Genomic DNA, 14,135 nt, shown 5'->3' on the forward strand with positions numbered 1-14,135 from the left:
TTTTATTATCCAATCGGCAGAGCCATTATGATGGCGTCTTCACGTCCCTCTGCGGTGGGGTAGTAGTTACGGCGGATTGTCGCCTCGTTAAAGCCTAAGCTTTCATAGAGCGCGATGGCGGCGACATTCGACGCGCGCACCTCCAGCCACAGGGTGAAAACGTCACGGGTTTCGAGCTCACGGATGAGGTGCTCAAGCAGTTCTCTTCCCAGCCCACGGCGCTGAAACGCGGGATCAACCGCGATATTAAACAGCGTCGCCTCATCAAGAACAACCTGCGTGATCGCGAAAGCGGCCATGGTGCCGTCAACGTCCAGGCGGTAGTTCAGATACCGTTCGCCCTGATTGCTGGCGAAGGTTTTTTCGCTCCACGGAAACGCGTGGGCGCGTGTTTCAATCGCAAACGCTGTGGTCAGGTCAGGCGTCGTGAGGGAAGAAATCGTGTTCATATTCGCAGATTTGTTGCCATAGCGCGCTGCGCGCTTTTGGGTTGGCTTTCAGTTCGTCCAGCGCTGGCGAGCAGATCTGGCTCCCCTGGAGGGGGATCTCGTTTGTCTCTCCGATACGCCAGCTGTTACAGCGGCTATCAGGAGGCAGCATCGCGACACGCTCTGGCGTCAGCGGTAAAACCTGGTCGGCCGTCAGCTTCAGGCTGCGAAGGACATCATCGATCAGGGGTTCATTCAGGGCAGGCAGTTCTTCCGCCACCATCACCAGCCGAACGTGCGCCGGGATGGAGATAGCGATTTCGCCCTGAAACGCCGTCGGGCGACGCAAAGCCCACTGGGTGATGCCCAGCTGCTGCAACTGCCAGTCTCGTCGGGATGTCATAGGGAAAACTCCTGTCTCTCAGGCGCGCAAATATAGCAAATGTGTCGAAAGTGCGCCATCTACCTACTATAATCCCCGCCTGAGTTTATTGAGGAACAATTCATGTCTGCATTTACCCCGGCAAGTGAAGTCTTGCTGCGTCACAGTGATGATTTCGAAGAAAGCCGTATTCTGTTTGCCGGAGATATGCAGGATGACCTGCCCGCGCGTTTCGACTGTGCTGAAAGCCGTGCCCACACCCAATATTACCACCACTGGCAGGTGCTGAGCCGTCAGATGGGCGAGCGCGCGCGCTTTAGCCTGGTGGCGGAGCAGAGCGATATCGCCGACTGCGATACGCTGATTTACTACTGGCCGAAGAATAAACCGGAAGCCCAGTTCCAGCTGATGAACCTGCTCTCCCTGCTTCCGGTCGGCTGCGATATTTTCGTGGTAGGAGAGAACCGCAGCGGCGTGCGTAGCGCTGAACAGATGCTGGAAGACTACGCGCCGCTGAATAAAGTCGACAGCGCTCGCCGCTGTGGTCTGTACCACGGACGACTGGAAAAACAGACAACGTTTGATGCGCAGGCTTACTGGGATGAATACCAGCTTGACGGCCTGACCATCAAAACCCTGCCGGGCGTGTTCAGCCGTGACGCGCTGGATACGGGCAGCAAGCTGCTGCTCTCCACTCTGACGCCGCACACCAAAGGCAAAGTGCTGGACGTAGGCTGCGGCGCGGCCGTGCTCTCTACCGTGCTCGCCAGCCATTCGCCAAAGGTGCGCTTAACCCTGTGTGACGTTAGCGCCCCGGCGGTTGAGGCCAGCCGCGCAACGCTTGCCGCAAACGGCATTGAAGGCGAGGTGATTGCCAGCAACGTCTTCTCTGACGTCACCGGTCGCTTCGACATGATCATCTCCAACCCACCGTTCCACGACGGTATGGAAACCAGCCTTGAAGCGGCACAAACGCTGATCCGTGGCGCAACCCGTCACCTTAACAGCGGCGGCGAGCTGCGTATCGTTGCGAACGCCTTCCTGGCGTACCCGAAAGTGCTGGACGAAACCTTTGGCTTCCACGAAGTGATCGCGCAGACCGGCCGCTTTAAGGTCTATCGTACCGTGATGACGCGCCAGGCCAAAAAGTAATCTAACTCCTGCAGGCCGGATAAGCGCAATCACTATCCGGCAAGCAGGCGTCTCAGTTCCGGCCATTTTTGCAGCAATCAATAAAAGGTGAGCACTTTTCAGTTGACGTAAAGCTGAAAACATCTAGAATGCGCCTCCGTGGTTACGATACTTTTAAAGTATCGATGGTATGCGAAGGTGGCGGAATTGGTAGACGCGCTAGCTTCAGGTGTTAGTGTCCTTACGGATGTGGGGGTTCGAGTCCCCCCCCTCGCACCATAAATCACGATGATATTGCTCGCACTGGGCGAAGGTGGCGGAATTGGTAGACGCGCTAGCTTCAGGTGTTAGTGTCCTTACGGATGTGGGGGTTCGAGTCCCCCCCCTCGCACCAACGAGGCGATATCAACATAGTAATGATGTAAATAGTAAGATGACTGTGCGAAGGTGGCGGAATTGGTAGACGCGCTAGCTTCAGGTGTTAGTGTCCTTAGGATGTGGGGGTTCGAGTCCCCCCCCTCGCACCAATTATCTTACAACCCCTCTGAATATCTTCTTTTCCCTGTTATTTCAAACTCATCAGTATCACCAGAATTCCACTGACCAGTGCTACGCAGGATGGCAGTAAAACAAAGTGACGTAGTTGCTTATGCCAGATCATGCCTGACGTGACTAACAGTCCTGATACAATGATGGCTTTCCAGGTATCGAGAGAGAGATCGGCAAACGTCAAACCGCAGAGAATGGCTCCCGGTAGCAATACCCCCCAACAACTTCCCAGCGCCCTGTTCAACATGATCTGCCCTCTCACAACGATAATGATAACCAATATCATATGACAGGAATTATCATTTGTCAGCTGAATGAATCAAAATCCATCGACCTTTACCTTTCCCGTAATGACAGGAATTGCCTAAGGTGATAAATTGCGCACCTGTTAACAACGTCTAAAGATTTTCTGATAATTACTCTTTGCGCTTTTTGCATATTTAATTGCGAAACGACATCTATTTATTTGTTTTAATTAAATTTTAATAAAAATACACGACTATGACATCACAATCCTGGCGGTCTTTGGTTCACAGAAAATATCAATTATCGTTACGTTTATTTTTATTTCTGAACGCAACATCGGCAGTGTTCTCGGTAACAAACCCGCTCAATTCTGTACGACTGTTTTCCGCCCCTCTGATTGCTATATTCTCCATCAGTACCGGCCTGTTCGTCTGGCACTGGAGAAAGCGCGCGCGGAAGATAAATATTCCTGTCGTTTCAGGGATCTTCGGTATTTTGTGGGCCTGGCAAATTGTCTCCAAATTCGCCTTAATTACCCACGATCATGCGACGTATTTGTTAATCGCCCTTTTAACGGTGCTTTTTATCGGCACGCTGGCGTTCGCCAGTAATATCAAAGCCTTTACGCTACATTCATTGCCCACCTTTATTGTCTGCCTGTGGTTAAGCGATCACGATATATGGCTGCGAATGACCTATTCTTTCGCACTTCCTGTGGTGGCAATTGCTATTCATAACATTTTGCAAAGACGCAACGACCGTTTTGCTCAGGAGCTCCTTTCTCGCCTTCTGGAGGAACGGGAAACCCTTACCGATCTCAGCATGATGGACCCGCTTACCGGGCTCTATAATCGTCGCGGTCTGCAAAGCCGTCTGGAGAATTTGCCCACGGTAGAGAATGGTGAGCACTTTGTCCTGCTGATGGATATCGACCACTTCAAAGCCTATAACGACCATTACGGCCATATGATGGGCGACCAGGCGCTGAAGCGCGTCTCTGCGGCAATCCGCGATGCCGTGCGTTCTCGCGATATTGTGGCGCGTTTTGGTGGGGAAGAGTTTATGGTGCTGCTGACCAACATTTCACTCGAACATGCCCGCCAGACAGCCGAGCGGATCCGTCAGAAAGTCTACGATTTGAAAATTCCGCATCTGTTTAACGAAAGCGTTGCGACAAACGTCACCATCAGCATTGGTATTGCCATTTTCGAGGATGAAGACGTGGAAGGCGCGCTGGAAAAAGCGGACAAAGCCCTCTACGAAGCAAAGCATATGGGCCGCAATAACATTCTGTTGAGTGAAGAGATTCAGACGGCGTAAACATCACGGCGATGCCACCAGGACAAAAGTCTTGCCATTGGTATGAGCAATAGTTAGGATTGGCAATCATTATCATTTAGATTTCTATCTATACTATGGCCACGCATACCGCACACATCGTCGAACCCCTCCTCTGGCGAGCGCCCCTCACCAGCGGGAATGCTTCGCTTGCGGATGCCATACGGGATAAGATTGCGGAAACGCGCGCCCACCTGCTGGACTTTATCCGGCTTGATGAAGCCCCCCCGAACCACGCCATGACGCTCTCAGAGTGGCGCCAACCGGCAAAACTGCAATCGCTGCTGGCCACCTATTCCGACCATATCTATCGCAATCAGCCCACCCTTACGCGGGAAAATAAACCCCTGCTCTCACTCTGGGCACAGTGGTATATCGGGCTGATGGTGCCTCCCCTCATGCTGGCGCTCTTAACACAGAAGAGCATGCTGGAACTCTCGCCGGATAATTTCCACGTCGAGTTTCACGAAACCGGGCGTGCAGCCTGCTTCTGGATTGATCTTCACGAAGACCAGAATGCGGAACGCCTGACGGCTCAGGAGCGTATGGAACAGCTTATCACTCAGGCCCTGATCCCGGTGGTGGAAGCGCTGGAAGCGACGGGAGAGATTAACGGGAAGCTTATCTGGAGCAATACGGGCTATTTAATCCACTGGTATTTAACGGAAATGAAGCCGCTTCTCGGTGATGAGAACGTTGACGCCCTGCGTCAGTCCTGCTTCTTTGCAAAACAGCTTTCCGATGGCCGTGACAACCCGTTGTTCCGAACCGTCGTGCTCCGTGATGGACTTCTGGTTCGTCGCACCTGCTGCCAGCGCTATCGCCTGCCGGACGTTAAGCAGTGCGGGGATTGCACGCTGAAGTAGAGCAGTGAATTGCCCGGTGGCGCGTCGCTTACCGGGCCTACAAAAACAAAAAACGGCAACCTGCGTTGCCGTTTTGCTTTTACCTAAGCCACCTGCTGATTGTCCTCTTCAGCATTACGCTGCGCTTCTTCCGCTTCCTGCTCCAGCAGCTGCTTCTCATACACTTTGAAGAACGGGAAGTAGATGATCGCCGATACGCAGGCCAGAATCACAACCAGAATAGCCGCGCGGAAGTCCCAGCCCAGAGCCCACGCTGCGCCTATCGGCGCCGGTGCCGTCCAGGGAACGACCGAGATGACGCGCCCAATCAAATCAAACGTCATCGCCGCCCACGCCAGCACGGCGTTAACCATCGGTGCCAGCAGGAACGGAATAAAGAACACCGGGTTCATCACGATTGGTGTACCGAAAATGACAGGTTCGTTGATGTTAAAGAAGCTGGGCACCACGCTCAAACGCCCGATAGAGCGTAAATGCGCTGAACGGCTACGCAGATAGCAAATCACCAGCCCCATCGTCGCGCCCGATCCGCCAATCACGATAAAGAACGTCCAGAACGCCTCCATAAAAATATGCGGCAGAGGCTGGCTGGCGGCCAGCGCGGTCTGGTTAGCGCCCAGGTTAGTCAGCCAGAACATCTGCAACATCCCGGAGACGATGGCGGCGCCGTGGATCCCGGCAAACCACAGCAGATGACCAATCAACACCGCCAGCAGGATCGCAGGCAGTGAATCCGCCGCGGAAACCAGCGGTTTAAAGACCGACATAATGGCCTGCGGGATCAGCATGCCAAACTGAGACTGAATGACCAGGCTCAGAGGATAGAGCGTTAACACCACCACCAGCACCGGGATCAGCAGATCAAAAGAGTTTTTGATCATCGGAGGAACCTGGTCTGGCAGGCGAATACCGATGTTATGCGCCTTGAGGAAACGCATCATCTCAACGCAGTAGATCGCCACCAGAATCGCGGTAAAAATCCCCGTTCCCCCCAGGCTGTCGACAGGAAGCGTGCCTTTGGTTTTCGGTGCCGCGACCAGCAGAAACGCCATCAGCGACAGCATGGCGCACATGAACGGGTCTAACTGGTGCGATTTGACATAGTGTTTGCCAAGGTTATAGGCAATGGCCGCACAGATATAAATGGACATAATGCCCATCGTCATATCAAACGGCGTCAGGATTTGGCCTTCAAACTGCTTCGCCATATCCAGCCAGGCGCGGGCGAAACCCCACGTGGTATCAGGCGAAAAAGGTGGGTAAGCGAACACTAACAAAAATGAACCCACAATCATAAATGGCATCGCGGAGATGAACCCATCACGAATAGCCATGACATGACGCTGGGAAGAGATCCGCCCGGCAATCGGGCTCACGTAATTTTCAACGAAACGGAATATCAGGTTAAACGCAGCATGGTTGGCAGACATGGCAGATCTCCTGTCAGACGTTTGTTACGGGCACTTTCGCGCCGCACGTTGTTCCATAAATCAGCTTCACAACCTTGCTGGCTTGTGTACCAGTGGTACTGCTCAGACGAAATGGTTTCATATTTGGCTCTTATTATTGGATACAGGGGACGTTACGTACTCAGTATTAATCGACGCATCACGCCCTGCAACCGGTTACTGTAACCGGTTTCTGTGAATGTGAAGAGGATCCAGAAATCAGCCGTTCGGGATATTTGTTACTTAAGAGATATTTACAGAGCATAAATTCTTATGACAGATTACGCAGGATATTTGTCAGGAGGAAACAATGAGTTTGCAGTCTGTACAGCAGTTTTTTGCCGACAACGCGCCGGATATAGACGTAATTGAACTTAGCCAGAGTACCGCTACCGTTGCGTTGGCTGCTGCCGCCCATCGTGTTGAACCGGGACAAATCGCCAAGACCTTGTCACTCAAGGTGAAAAATGAGGTGATTCTGGTGGTGGCGAAAGGCGATGCGCGCCTGGATAACAAAAAGCTGAAAGACACGTTTGGTGCGAAAGCGCGCATGCTCAGCAGTGATGAAGTGGTGACCATCACCGGTCATCCCGTTGGCGGCGTGTGCCCGTTCGGGCTGGAAAATCCGCTCGCGGTTTACTGCGATATTTCATTAAAGCAGTACGCCGAAGTCCTGCCCGCCGCAGGCGCAATTCATAGTGCCGTGCGTATTTCACCTGACAGAATGGCAGAGCTGACTTCCGCAAAGTGGGTTGACGTTTGCATCTGATTGATGCGCCAGAGCCTGTCTGGCGCGCAGCGGGCTGGCTATAAAAAGGTCGGCTTGCTGAGTGCCGAACTTCGCGGTTCTCTTGCCGGAAGGTGAGTAATAATATCCGCCGCATCGAGCAACCCGACGTCAGAGCTCACCCCCAGCTTCACCATCGCATTAAACTTATGCGCCCGAATGGTCTTAATATTGCGTTCAAGCTGCGCCGCGATTTGAGGAATAGAATAGCCGCAAGACATATAACGCAATATTGCCCGTTCCGTTGGGCTTAACATTCTGTTTTGACTCCGGTACCAGTGATTCATCATATTGTCATTGATGCGCAGCGTTTCACTCAACAACACCATAAGTTCCTGCTGCAGGTGCTCAAGCGACAGCGATTTACTGACCACACCGTGAAGGCGTGACGGTGAAAGATGGCTAACTAACCGTGCTTCCGTCTCATCAGCGACCAGGATAATGCGCTGGATATGACCATGCGTAAACGCGAGCTCCCGCAGGTGCGCCAGACAGTTACGGCGCTCCTCTCGTGCATCGGAAAGTGAATAGATCAGCGAGAAAAAATTGACGTGCTGAAGTGCTTTCTTGAAGCTGTCAAATTCGCTAAACAGATGCAGCTGATAGTGATTCAGGCCGGGCATCGCAAATAAATGCTGTAGCCCAACAGCACTCATCGTGCAATTTTCGACGATGGCGATATGTCGTGTTGAATCGGTTTTTTCCATTCCTCAAACTCTCCATAGGCTGACATCAAATTCAGCTCTCTCATTCCCTGCGTACTGTTGATCCAGGCGTACATATCGGCATTACTACGTAAAGATAGCCGCCGCATCGCACTGTTTTTCTGCGCACTGATGGTTTTATTGCTCTTCTTCAGCAATGTGGCGATTTGGTTAATCCCCCATCCTTTACCTAACAGACGCAGTACCTTGCGTTCGGAGTGCGTGAGTGCGATAACGTGTTCGTCTTCATCCTCCGTACTTTGAGGCTCCGGGGTTAATAACGTCTGGCTTATCCGCTCTGCCCGCTCGCTACCTGCCCGAATCGCGTTAACCACGCCTTCAATGGGCTCCATATCAGACAGCAACGTGCTTTCCGGGCGCATAAGCAACTCAACCGCAATAGGGTAAAGCGGCCGCGAGACTAAAAAGATCCAGTGAATGTCCCGGTATTGGTTCAATAAACCGTAATACTCTTCGAGGGTTCCCCGAGGATTTCTGTATTCACCTGAAATATCGGCAATAATGACATCTGCGCGGCGTAGCTGGAGCAGTGTTAACTCCTGCAATGAGCGACAATAGGTCAATTCAAAATCCGGGAAATGGCGTGCCATCACGCCCCCTAACCCGTTTTGCATCACGGGCATCCGGCTAATGACAACGCCATACTTACCATGCAATGACAACATAGACCCTCCGTGTCCATTCTTCATTTGATGAGTAACGTTAAAACGTACCAATGTATGAGTATTTTCGTCCCTGAGTGTAAAACTGATTAATACAAGCAGAAGATGAGATATGTTCTTAGTATAAGAAATGCCTAAAACAACGGTAATATCTCATAAAGCGCAAATAAATTTAATTGCGGAGCCATTAAAATAACGACAATATAAAATTAGAATAACTAAATACAAATATTCTATATTTTTATATTTATAATTCACCGCATTGATAAATTAATCCAACGCCCCTTTCGTGATACGGGCTGAAACTGTTTGCACAAACCTTGATCTGGCCCACAGCAAGAGGGACTGCACTTTGTGCTAAAAGTACTCACTACGGGCTAACCGGCAACCTATCCATCTTTTTCAGGACAATACATGCAGGCAGATCGGTCAACGCAGCGTGCTATCACGCGGCTATGTATAAAGTGCGGTCTTTTTCTGCTCCAGCACGGCGCGGAAAGCGCGCTGGTTGAGGAGCTCTCCACCCGGCTGGGAGTGGCGCTGGGTATGGATAGCGTTGAAAGCGCAATCTCATCTAACGCCATTGTGCTGACCACGATCAAAGACGGTCAGTGCCTGACCTCCACACGCAAAAACCATGACCGCGGTATTAACATGCACGTCGTGACCGAAGTGCAGCACATCGTCATCCTTGCTGAACACAAGCTTCTCGATCTCCATGAAATTGAAAAACGGTTCAACCAGATCAAGCCATTACGTTATCCGCGCTGGCTCGTTGTGTTAATGGTAGGGCTCTCTTGCGCCTGCTTTTGTAAGCTCAATAAAGGCGGCTGGGACGGCGCGCTCGTCACCTTTTTTGCCAGCAGTATCGCCATGTATGTTCGCCAGCTGCTCACGCACCGGCAGCTGCACCCGCAAATTAACTTCTGCATTACCGCGTTTGTCGCCACCACGGTTTCCGGCCTGCTTCTGCGCCTGCCGCAGTTTGCCAACACCCCAACCGTTGCCATGGCCGCCAGCGTGCTTCTGCTGGTCCCGGGCTTTCCGCTGATCAACGCCGTCGCCGACATGTTTAAAGGGCACATCAATACCGGTCTGGCACGCTGGGCTATCGCCAGCCTGCTGACGCTGGCGACCTGCATCGGCGTGGTCATGGCCATGACTCTCTGGGGGTTACGCGGATGGGCGTGATAGATTTTCTGCTGGCGCTGGCACAGGACATGCTTCTGGCCGCCATTCCTGCCGTCGGCTTTGCGATGGTATTTAACGTACCGCAACGCGCGCTGCCGTGGTGCGCGCTGCTGGGTGCGATTGGCCATGGCTCGCGAATGGTGATGATGACCGCGGGTTTTAACATCGAATGGTCAACATTCATCGCTTCCATGCTGGTCGGCAGTATCGGCATCCAGTGGTCGCGCTGGTATCTGGCGCATCCCAAAGTGTTCACCGTTGCCGCGGTGATCCCGATGTTCCCAGGCATATCTGCGTATACAGCGATGATTTCCGCAGTGAAAATCAGCCATTTTGGCTACACCGAGCCTCAGATGATCCTCCTCCTGAGCAACTTTCTTAAGGCGTCATCCATCGTCGGCGCGCTCTCCATCGGGCTGTCGATCCCCGGACTGTGGCTGTACCGCAAACGCCCACGCGTTTGATATTTGTATTATTTCGCTGCCGTGGAGATAATTCTTCTGGTCCGTTTGGTGAAAATAAGGAAAGGATGTGGCTAACCCTGGCAGCGAACACCCCGAGCACAGTGAAGAATCCAGCCTGAAAGAGAAAATCTTTCAGAGCGCCATCGCGCTTTTTGCCGAGTATGGATTGAACGGTGCACGGATGGAGCAGATCGCAGAGAAAGCGGGCACCACCAAACGCATGGTGGTTTACCATTTCAAGAATAAAGAGAACCTCTATCTCCTGGTTCTGGAACATGTTTACACCCAGATTCGCGCCGGTGAAAAAGCGCTAAGCCTGACGGGAATGCCCCCGGTCGAAGCGCTGGTCAATCTGGTTGAAGCCACCTTTGACTACCATGCCGACCACCCTGACTACATCCGGATTATCTGCATGGAAAACATGCAGCGCGGCCGCTTTATGCAGCAGTCGAGCTATCTCCGCCAGGTCAACCGAAGCGCGCTCGACCTGCTGGAGGAGATCCTGCGCCGGGGCAAAGAAAAACAGCTCTTCAGTGAGACGGTAGACGCCCGCGATCTTCATCGTCTGATAAGCAGCTTCAGCTTTCACTACGTTGCCAACAGCTACACCTTTACGCTGTTGTTTGAAGAAGGCGCAGACGAGCAGGCTCAGCGTCAGCACTACCGCAAAATGGCCGTTCAGGTGGCGCTCCGCTATACTTGCCCATAAAATTGCTTGCAATCAAATCGTGCACTATCTATATTCATTTCATGAACGCGAAAACGAACGACGCAACCGCTGCGCTCAAGCTGGATAACCAGCTCTGCTTTGCCCTCTATTCGGCAAACCTGGCGCTTAACAAGCTGTACCGGCAGCTGCTGGCACCGCTGAACCTGACCTACCCGCAATATCTGGTGATGCTGGTGCTGTGGGAGCAGGATGATATGACGGTGTCGGACATCGGTGAACGGCTGTTTCTGGACTCTGCAACCCTGACGCCGCTGTTGAAGCGGCTGGAAAGCGCCGGGCTCATCAACCGCCACCGTTCACGCAAAGATGAACGCCAGGTCGCCGTCACCCTGAGTGAAGCGGGACGTGAGCTCCAGCAGCAGGCATTGGGTATCCCCCATGCGGTGGGTTGCGCAGCGCAGTGTGATACCGACACCCTGCTGGCGCTCAAACAGCAGCTCGAACTTTTGCGGCAACAGCTACACCGCGCGTAAAGCTATACTTTACGCGTGATTATTTACTCATATATATCGCACGCTATTTAATAGCGCACATTAAACAAGATGAGGAACCTGCCATGTCTTTAGAAAAAGTCGTTTATACCGCCAAAGCCAAAGCCACCGGAGGCCGTGACGGCCGAGCCACCTCTTCCGATGGCGTACTGGACGTAAAACTGGGCGTGCCAAAAGAGATGGGCGGCATGGGGGGAGACGTGACGAACCCTGAGCAGCTGTTTGCTGCCGGCTACTCTGCCTGCTTCCTGGGCGCGATGAAGTTTGTGGCAGCGCGCGACAAATTCACCCTGCCAAAAGAGGCCTTTATTGAAGGCGAAGTCGGCATTGGCCCACTGCCAACCGGTTTTGGTATTGAAGCAAAACTGAACATCCACGTTGAAGGTATGGATCCTGCGGAAGCCAAAAAGCTGGTCGATGCGGCGCACATTGTTTGCCCGTACTCTAACGCGACCCGCGGCAACATTGACGTGACGCTGAACATCATCGCGTAATCCCTTCTGTTCCCTCTCCCTGTGGGAGAGGGTCAGGGTGAGGCATCAGCCCTCACTTTACCCCTCCTTTCCTTTCCCCTCTCTGTGCTACCATAAGTCCATATCACGCCCGTAGTAATCAGTAGAGTAAGCGTTATGTCCTCCAGACTTCTGACCACCAGCATTGCTGGCATTGATGCCTTTATGCGCGACCCACGCGGTGTGTTGACTCACGCCGAAGGCGGCACGGTTGCGGTTTTTGCCGACAACGCGCCGGCGTTTTACGCAATCACACCGGAACGTCTGGCACAGCTTCTGGAGATCGAAGCACAAGTGTCACGCCCGGCGAGCGATGTCACGCTGGATAGCCAGTTCTTTGATGAACCGGTTAACGTTCCCGTGACCGTTCCGATGGGCAAATTTGCCCTCTATGCGGGCTGGCAACCGGATGCGGATTTCCAGCGGCAGGCCGCGCTGTGGGGCATTGCGTTAACCCAACCCGCCACCGCGGAAGAGCTCGCCGCGTTTACCGCCTGGTGGCAGGCAGAAGGGAAAGTGTTCACCCACATTCAGTGGCAGCAAAAGCTCGCGCGTCATCTCCAGATTACCCGCGCCGGCAACAACGGCCAGCCAAAACGTGATATCAATGCGTTTTCAGAACCGGATAAACAGATCCCCAGCGGATTCCGAGGTGCGAAATGAAGAACGTCGGCGACCTGATGAAACGTCTGCAAAAAATGATGCCTGCCAACGTGAAGCCCGCTTTCACCACCGGTGAAGAGCTGCTGGCATGGCAAAAAGAGCAAGGTGAGATCCGCGCCGCCGCGCTCGCCCGCGAAAACCGGGCGATGAAAATGCAGCGCACCTTTAACCGTTCCGGTATCCGTCCCCTGCACCAGAACTGCTCGTTCGATAACTATAAAATCGAGACCAACGGGCAGATGAACGCGCTGGCCGCCGCACGGCAGTACGTGGATGAATTCGACGGCAATATCGCCAGCTTCATCTTTAGCGGCAAGCCGGGCACCGGAAAAAACCACCTTGCTGCCGCCATCTGCAACGAGCTGCTTCTGCGCGGTAAATCGGTTCTTATCATCACCGTGGCCGATATCATGTCTGCGATGAAAGACACCTTCAGCAACCGCGAAACCAGCGAAGAACAGCTGCTTAACGATCTGAGTAATGTCGACCTGCTGGTCATCGACGAGATTGGCGTTCAGACGGAATCGCGCTATGAAAAAGTGATCATCAACCAGATTGTCGATCGCCGCTCCTCGTCCAAGCGCCCCACCGGCATGCTGACGAACCACAATATTGACGAGATGACCCGCCTGCTGGGGGAACGCGTCATGGACCGCATGAAGCTGGGTAACAGCCTGTATGTCATCTTCGACTGGGAAAGTTACCGCAGCCGCGTCACCGGCAAAGAGTATTAAGACAGTTCCAGGAATCGCCGAGAGGTCGCAGGTATATACTGGAACCCCTTCGGCCCAAAACGGACCTTTTTGAGAGAGCCATGATGAAAAAACAGATTATTGTCAGCACCTTTTTAGGCGCGCTGCTGGTAACCGGTGCAGCGCAGGCGGCGTCCTGGCAGGAGTCCCTGTCAAGCGCAGCAAACGAGCTGACCAAAGAGAGCAGCAGCACGCAGGGCGGACTCTCCGCCTCTTCCCTCACCAGCCTGCTGGGCAACAGCGGTCAGAGCCTGAGCGCGGGCACGATGAACAACGCGGCGGGGATTCTGGAATATTGTGCGAAGCAAAAGCTGGCCTCCGTGACCGACGCGCAAAACGTGAAAAACCAGGTGCTGGGTAAACTGGGTCTGGATACCCAGGAGCAGAAAGCGGACACCAACTATATGGACGGCATTCAGGGCCTGCTTAACGCGCAGAACGGCCAGCAGCTTAACCTGAGCACCCTCGGCAACTCCTCTCTGGCCAAACAGGTGAAAACCAAAGCCTGCGATCTGGTGCTGAAACAAGGCGTTAATTTCATCTCCTGATCCACCCCATTTTCTGCCACAACACGCCGCGTTTAATGCGATAGTCTTGCAGCGCGGCGCTAAATGAGCGTTTTTCCCACCTGCCACCGTCTCATCGTCCGTTTGTCAGGATGTGCACACCTTCATAAAAACGATTTTCTAAACCAAATCCTAACAACAGCACACTTTCGTGACACTAAAATTGCAGCTTAACGACATCGCAATTACATTGTATGACCCAAA

The 14,135-nt window shown here is 53.1% G+C and carries 18 protein-coding genes and 3 tRNA genes; 15 read left to right on the top strand and 6 right to left on the bottom strand.

Translation table 11 applies throughout. The features are described 5' to 3' along the window. Nucleotides 1-5: 5 nt before the first annotated feature. Together rimI and OTG14_RS14320 are read right to left on the bottom strand one after the other, a co-directional pair. Nucleotides 6-449, bottom strand: coding sequence for a ribosomal protein S18-alanine N-acetyltransferase (gene rimI / locus OTG14_RS14315; protein ID WP_023334424.1), 444 nt, complete (start codon nucleotides 447-449; stop codon nucleotides 6-8). Continuing rightward, nucleotides 418-831 (bottom strand): DNA polymerase III subunit psi, encoded by a 414-nt coding sequence (locus tag OTG14_RS14320; protein ID WP_032649897.1) that lies wholly within the window; start codon nucleotides 829-831, stop codon nucleotides 418-420. The genes rimI and OTG14_RS14320 overlap by 32 nt, the downstream gene beginning before the upstream one ends. A 102-nt stretch (nucleotides 832-933) precedes the next feature. Between OTG14_RS14320 and rsmC the strand changes: the two genes are divergently transcribed. The 4 genes from rsmC to OTG14_RS14340 all read left to right on the top strand — a co-directional run bounded on the left by rsmC (nucleotide 934) and on the right by OTG14_RS14340 (nucleotide 2,468). Then, nucleotides 934-1,962, top strand: a complete 1,029-nt coding sequence (gene rsmC, locus OTG14_RS14325; RefSeq protein WP_267215276.1) for a 16S rRNA (guanine(1207)-N(2))-methyltransferase RsmC — start codon at nucleotides 934-936, stop codon at nucleotides 1,960-1,962. Nucleotides 1,963-2,133: 171 nt separating this feature from the next. After that, a tRNA-Leu gene (locus OTG14_RS14330) sits at nucleotides 2,134-2,220 on the top strand. 28 nt (nucleotides 2,221-2,248) lie between these two features. Then, nucleotides 2,249-2,335, top strand: a tRNA-Leu gene (locus OTG14_RS14335). Between the two features lie 47 nt (nucleotides 2,336-2,382). Next, nucleotides 2,383-2,468: transfer RNA gene (locus OTG14_RS14340), tRNA-Leu, on the top strand. 38 nt (nucleotides 2,469-2,506) lie between these two features. Here the strand turns inward: OTG14_RS14340 and OTG14_RS14345 are convergent. Further along, on the bottom strand, nucleotides 2,507-2,776 hold the full coding sequence (locus OTG14_RS14345; protein WP_048991757.1) for a DUF1435 domain-containing protein: 270 nt from the start codon (nucleotides 2,774-2,776) through the stop codon (nucleotides 2,507-2,509). 215 nt (nucleotides 2,777-2,991) lie between these two features. On the opposite strand from OTG14_RS14345, the gene OTG14_RS14350 reads away from it, so the two are divergent. Together OTG14_RS14350 and fhuF are read left to right on the top strand one after the other, a co-directional pair. Next, entirely contained in the window at nucleotides 2,992-4,056 is a 1,065-nt protein-coding gene (locus OTG14_RS14350; RefSeq protein ID WP_032649902.1) for a GGDEF domain-containing protein, read from the top strand. Between the two features lie 95 nt (nucleotides 4,057-4,151). Then, entirely contained in the window at nucleotides 4,152-4,940 is a 789-nt protein-coding gene (gene fhuF / locus OTG14_RS14355) for a siderophore-iron reductase FhuF (protein ID WP_267215277.1), read from the top strand. Between the two features lie 83 nt (nucleotides 4,941-5,023). Here fhuF and OTG14_RS14360 read toward each other — a convergent pair whose 3' ends face one another. Further along, the gene (locus OTG14_RS14360; RefSeq protein ID WP_208763495.1) at nucleotides 5,024-6,370 is read right to left on the bottom strand and encodes a PTS sugar transporter subunit IIC; all 1,347 of its coding nucleotides are present in this window, start codon (nucleotides 6,368-6,370) and stop codon (nucleotides 5,024-5,026) included. 328 nt (nucleotides 6,371-6,698) lie between these two features. On the opposite strand from OTG14_RS14360, the gene OTG14_RS14365 reads away from it, so the two are divergent. Continuing rightward, a complete protein-coding gene (locus tag OTG14_RS14365) occupies nucleotides 6,699-7,157 on the top strand; it encodes a YbaK/EbsC family protein (RefSeq protein WP_008502085.1) in 459 nt (152 codons plus the stop codon). 38 nt (nucleotides 7,158-7,195) lie between these two features. On the opposite strand, the gene bglJ is transcribed toward OTG14_RS14365, so the two are convergent. Further along, on the bottom strand, nucleotides 7,196-7,831 hold the full coding sequence (bglJ, locus tag OTG14_RS14370; RefSeq protein ID WP_024908276.1) for a DNA-binding transcriptional activator BglJ: 636 nt from the start codon (nucleotides 7,829-7,831) through the stop codon (nucleotides 7,196-7,198). Then, on the bottom strand, nucleotides 7,828-8,565 hold the full coding sequence (locus tag OTG14_RS14375; RefSeq protein ID WP_024908277.1) for a helix-turn-helix transcriptional regulator: 738 nt from the start codon (nucleotides 8,563-8,565) through the stop codon (nucleotides 7,828-7,830). The genes bglJ and OTG14_RS14375 overlap by 4 nt, the downstream gene beginning before the upstream one ends. A 411-nt stretch (nucleotides 8,566-8,976) precedes the next feature. On the opposite strand from OTG14_RS14375, the gene OTG14_RS14380 reads away from it, so the two are divergent. The 8 genes from OTG14_RS14380 to OTG14_RS14415 all read left to right on the top strand — a co-directional run bounded on the left by OTG14_RS14380 (nucleotide 8,977) and on the right by OTG14_RS14415 (nucleotide 13,913). After that, nucleotides 8,977-9,753, top strand: coding sequence for a threonine/serine exporter family protein (locus tag OTG14_RS14380; RefSeq protein WP_024908278.1), 777 nt, complete (start codon nucleotides 8,977-8,979; stop codon nucleotides 9,751-9,753). Beyond that, complete coding sequence (locus tag OTG14_RS14385) at nucleotides 9,744-10,217, top strand: threonine/serine exporter (RefSeq protein WP_024908279.1); 474 nt, start codon at nucleotides 9,744-9,746, stop codon at nucleotides 10,215-10,217. Before OTG14_RS14380 ends, OTG14_RS14385 begins: the two co-directional genes overlap by 10 nt. A 67-nt stretch (nucleotides 10,218-10,284) precedes the next feature. Further along, nucleotides 10,285-10,926: a TetR/AcrR family transcriptional regulator gene (locus OTG14_RS14390; protein ID WP_024908280.1), complete on the top strand. Its 642-nt coding sequence runs from the start codon at nucleotides 10,285-10,287 to the stop codon at nucleotides 10,924-10,926. A gap of 41 nt (nucleotides 10,927-10,967) precedes the next feature. After that, the gene (locus OTG14_RS14395) at nucleotides 10,968-11,420 is read left to right on the top strand and encodes a MarR family winged helix-turn-helix transcriptional regulator (RefSeq protein WP_023293337.1); all 453 of its coding nucleotides are present in this window, start codon (nucleotides 10,968-10,970) and stop codon (nucleotides 11,418-11,420) included. A gap of 83 nt (nucleotides 11,421-11,503) precedes the next feature. Then, on the top strand, nucleotides 11,504-11,932 hold the full coding sequence (locus OTG14_RS14400; protein ID WP_006174091.1) for an organic hydroperoxide resistance protein: 429 nt from the start codon (nucleotides 11,504-11,506) through the stop codon (nucleotides 11,930-11,932). Nucleotides 11,933-12,067: 135 nt separating this feature from the next. Further along, nucleotides 12,068-12,613: a primosomal protein DnaT gene (dnaT, locus tag OTG14_RS14405; RefSeq protein WP_024908281.1), complete on the top strand. Its 546-nt coding sequence runs from the start codon at nucleotides 12,068-12,070 to the stop codon at nucleotides 12,611-12,613. Continuing rightward, nucleotides 12,610-13,347: a replicative helicase loader DnaC gene (dnaC, locus tag OTG14_RS14410; protein ID WP_013095461.1), complete on the top strand. Its 738-nt coding sequence runs from the start codon at nucleotides 12,610-12,612 to the stop codon at nucleotides 13,345-13,347. The genes dnaT and dnaC overlap by 4 nt, the downstream gene beginning before the upstream one ends. An 83-nt stretch (nucleotides 13,348-13,430) precedes the next feature. Then, a complete protein-coding gene (locus tag OTG14_RS14415; RefSeq protein WP_267215278.1) occupies nucleotides 13,431-13,913 on the top strand; it encodes a YjjA family protein in 483 nt (160 codons plus the stop codon). Nucleotides 13,914-14,135 lie beyond the last annotated feature (222 nt).

The sequence above is a fragment of the Enterobacter pseudoroggenkampii genome, assembly GCF_026420145.1.
In the GTDB taxonomy this organism is placed as follows: Bacteria; Pseudomonadota; Gammaproteobacteria; order Enterobacterales; family Enterobacteriaceae; genus Enterobacter; species Enterobacter pseudoroggenkampii.

What these genes read in the sequence shown, in the direction of transcription:
- rimI (WP_023334424.1), bottom strand. Translation starts at nt 449, where the DNA reads ATGAACACGATTTCTTCCCTCACGACGCCTGACCTGACCACAGCGTTT.
- OTG14_RS14320 (WP_032649897.1), bottom strand. Translation starts at nt 831, where the DNA reads ATGACATCCCGACGAGACTGGCAGTTGCAGCAGCTGGGCATCACCCAG.
- rsmC (WP_267215276.1), top strand. Translation starts at nt 934, where the DNA reads ATGTCTGCATTTACCCCGGCAAGTGAAGTCTTGCTGCGTCACAGTGAT.
- OTG14_RS14345 (WP_048991757.1), bottom strand. Translation starts at nt 2,776, where the DNA reads ATGATATTGGTTATCATTATCGTTGTGAGAGGGCAGATCATGTTGAAC.
- OTG14_RS14350 (WP_032649902.1), top strand. Translation starts at nt 2,992, where the DNA reads ATGACATCACAATCCTGGCGGTCTTTGGTTCACAGAAAATATCAATTA.
- fhuF (WP_267215277.1), top strand. Translation starts at nt 4,152, where the DNA reads ATGGCCACGCATACCGCACACATCGTCGAACCCCTCCTCTGGCGAGCG.
- OTG14_RS14360 (WP_208763495.1), bottom strand. Translation starts at nt 6,370, where the DNA reads ATGTCTGCCAACCATGCTGCGTTTAACCTGATATTCCGTTTCGTTGAA.
- OTG14_RS14365 (WP_008502085.1), top strand. Translation starts at nt 6,699, where the DNA reads ATGAGTTTGCAGTCTGTACAGCAGTTTTTTGCCGACAACGCGCCGGAT.
- bglJ (WP_024908276.1), bottom strand. Translation starts at nt 7,831, where the DNA reads ATGAGTGCTGTTGGGCTACAGCATTTATTTGCGATGCCCGGCCTGAAT.
- OTG14_RS14375 (WP_024908277.1), bottom strand. Translation starts at nt 8,565, where the DNA reads ATGTTGTCATTGCATGGTAAGTATGGCGTTGTCATTAGCCGGATGCCC.
- OTG14_RS14380 (WP_024908278.1), top strand. Translation starts at nt 8,977, where the DNA reads ATGCAGGCAGATCGGTCAACGCAGCGTGCTATCACGCGGCTATGTATA.
- OTG14_RS14385 (WP_024908279.1), top strand. Translation starts at nt 9,744, where the DNA reads ATGGGCGTGATAGATTTTCTGCTGGCGCTGGCACAGGACATGCTTCTG.
- OTG14_RS14395 (WP_023293337.1), top strand. Translation starts at nt 10,968, where the DNA reads ATGAACGCGAAAACGAACGACGCAACCGCTGCGCTCAAGCTGGATAAC.
- OTG14_RS14400 (WP_006174091.1), top strand. Translation starts at nt 11,504, where the DNA reads ATGTCTTTAGAAAAAGTCGTTTATACCGCCAAAGCCAAAGCCACCGGA.
- dnaT (WP_024908281.1), top strand. Translation starts at nt 12,068, where the DNA reads ATGTCCTCCAGACTTCTGACCACCAGCATTGCTGGCATTGATGCCTTT.
- dnaC (WP_013095461.1), top strand. Translation starts at nt 12,610, where the DNA reads ATGAAGAACGTCGGCGACCTGATGAAACGTCTGCAAAAAATGATGCCT.
- OTG14_RS14415 (WP_267215278.1), top strand. Translation starts at nt 13,431, where the DNA reads ATGAAAAAACAGATTATTGTCAGCACCTTTTTAGGCGCGCTGCTGGTA.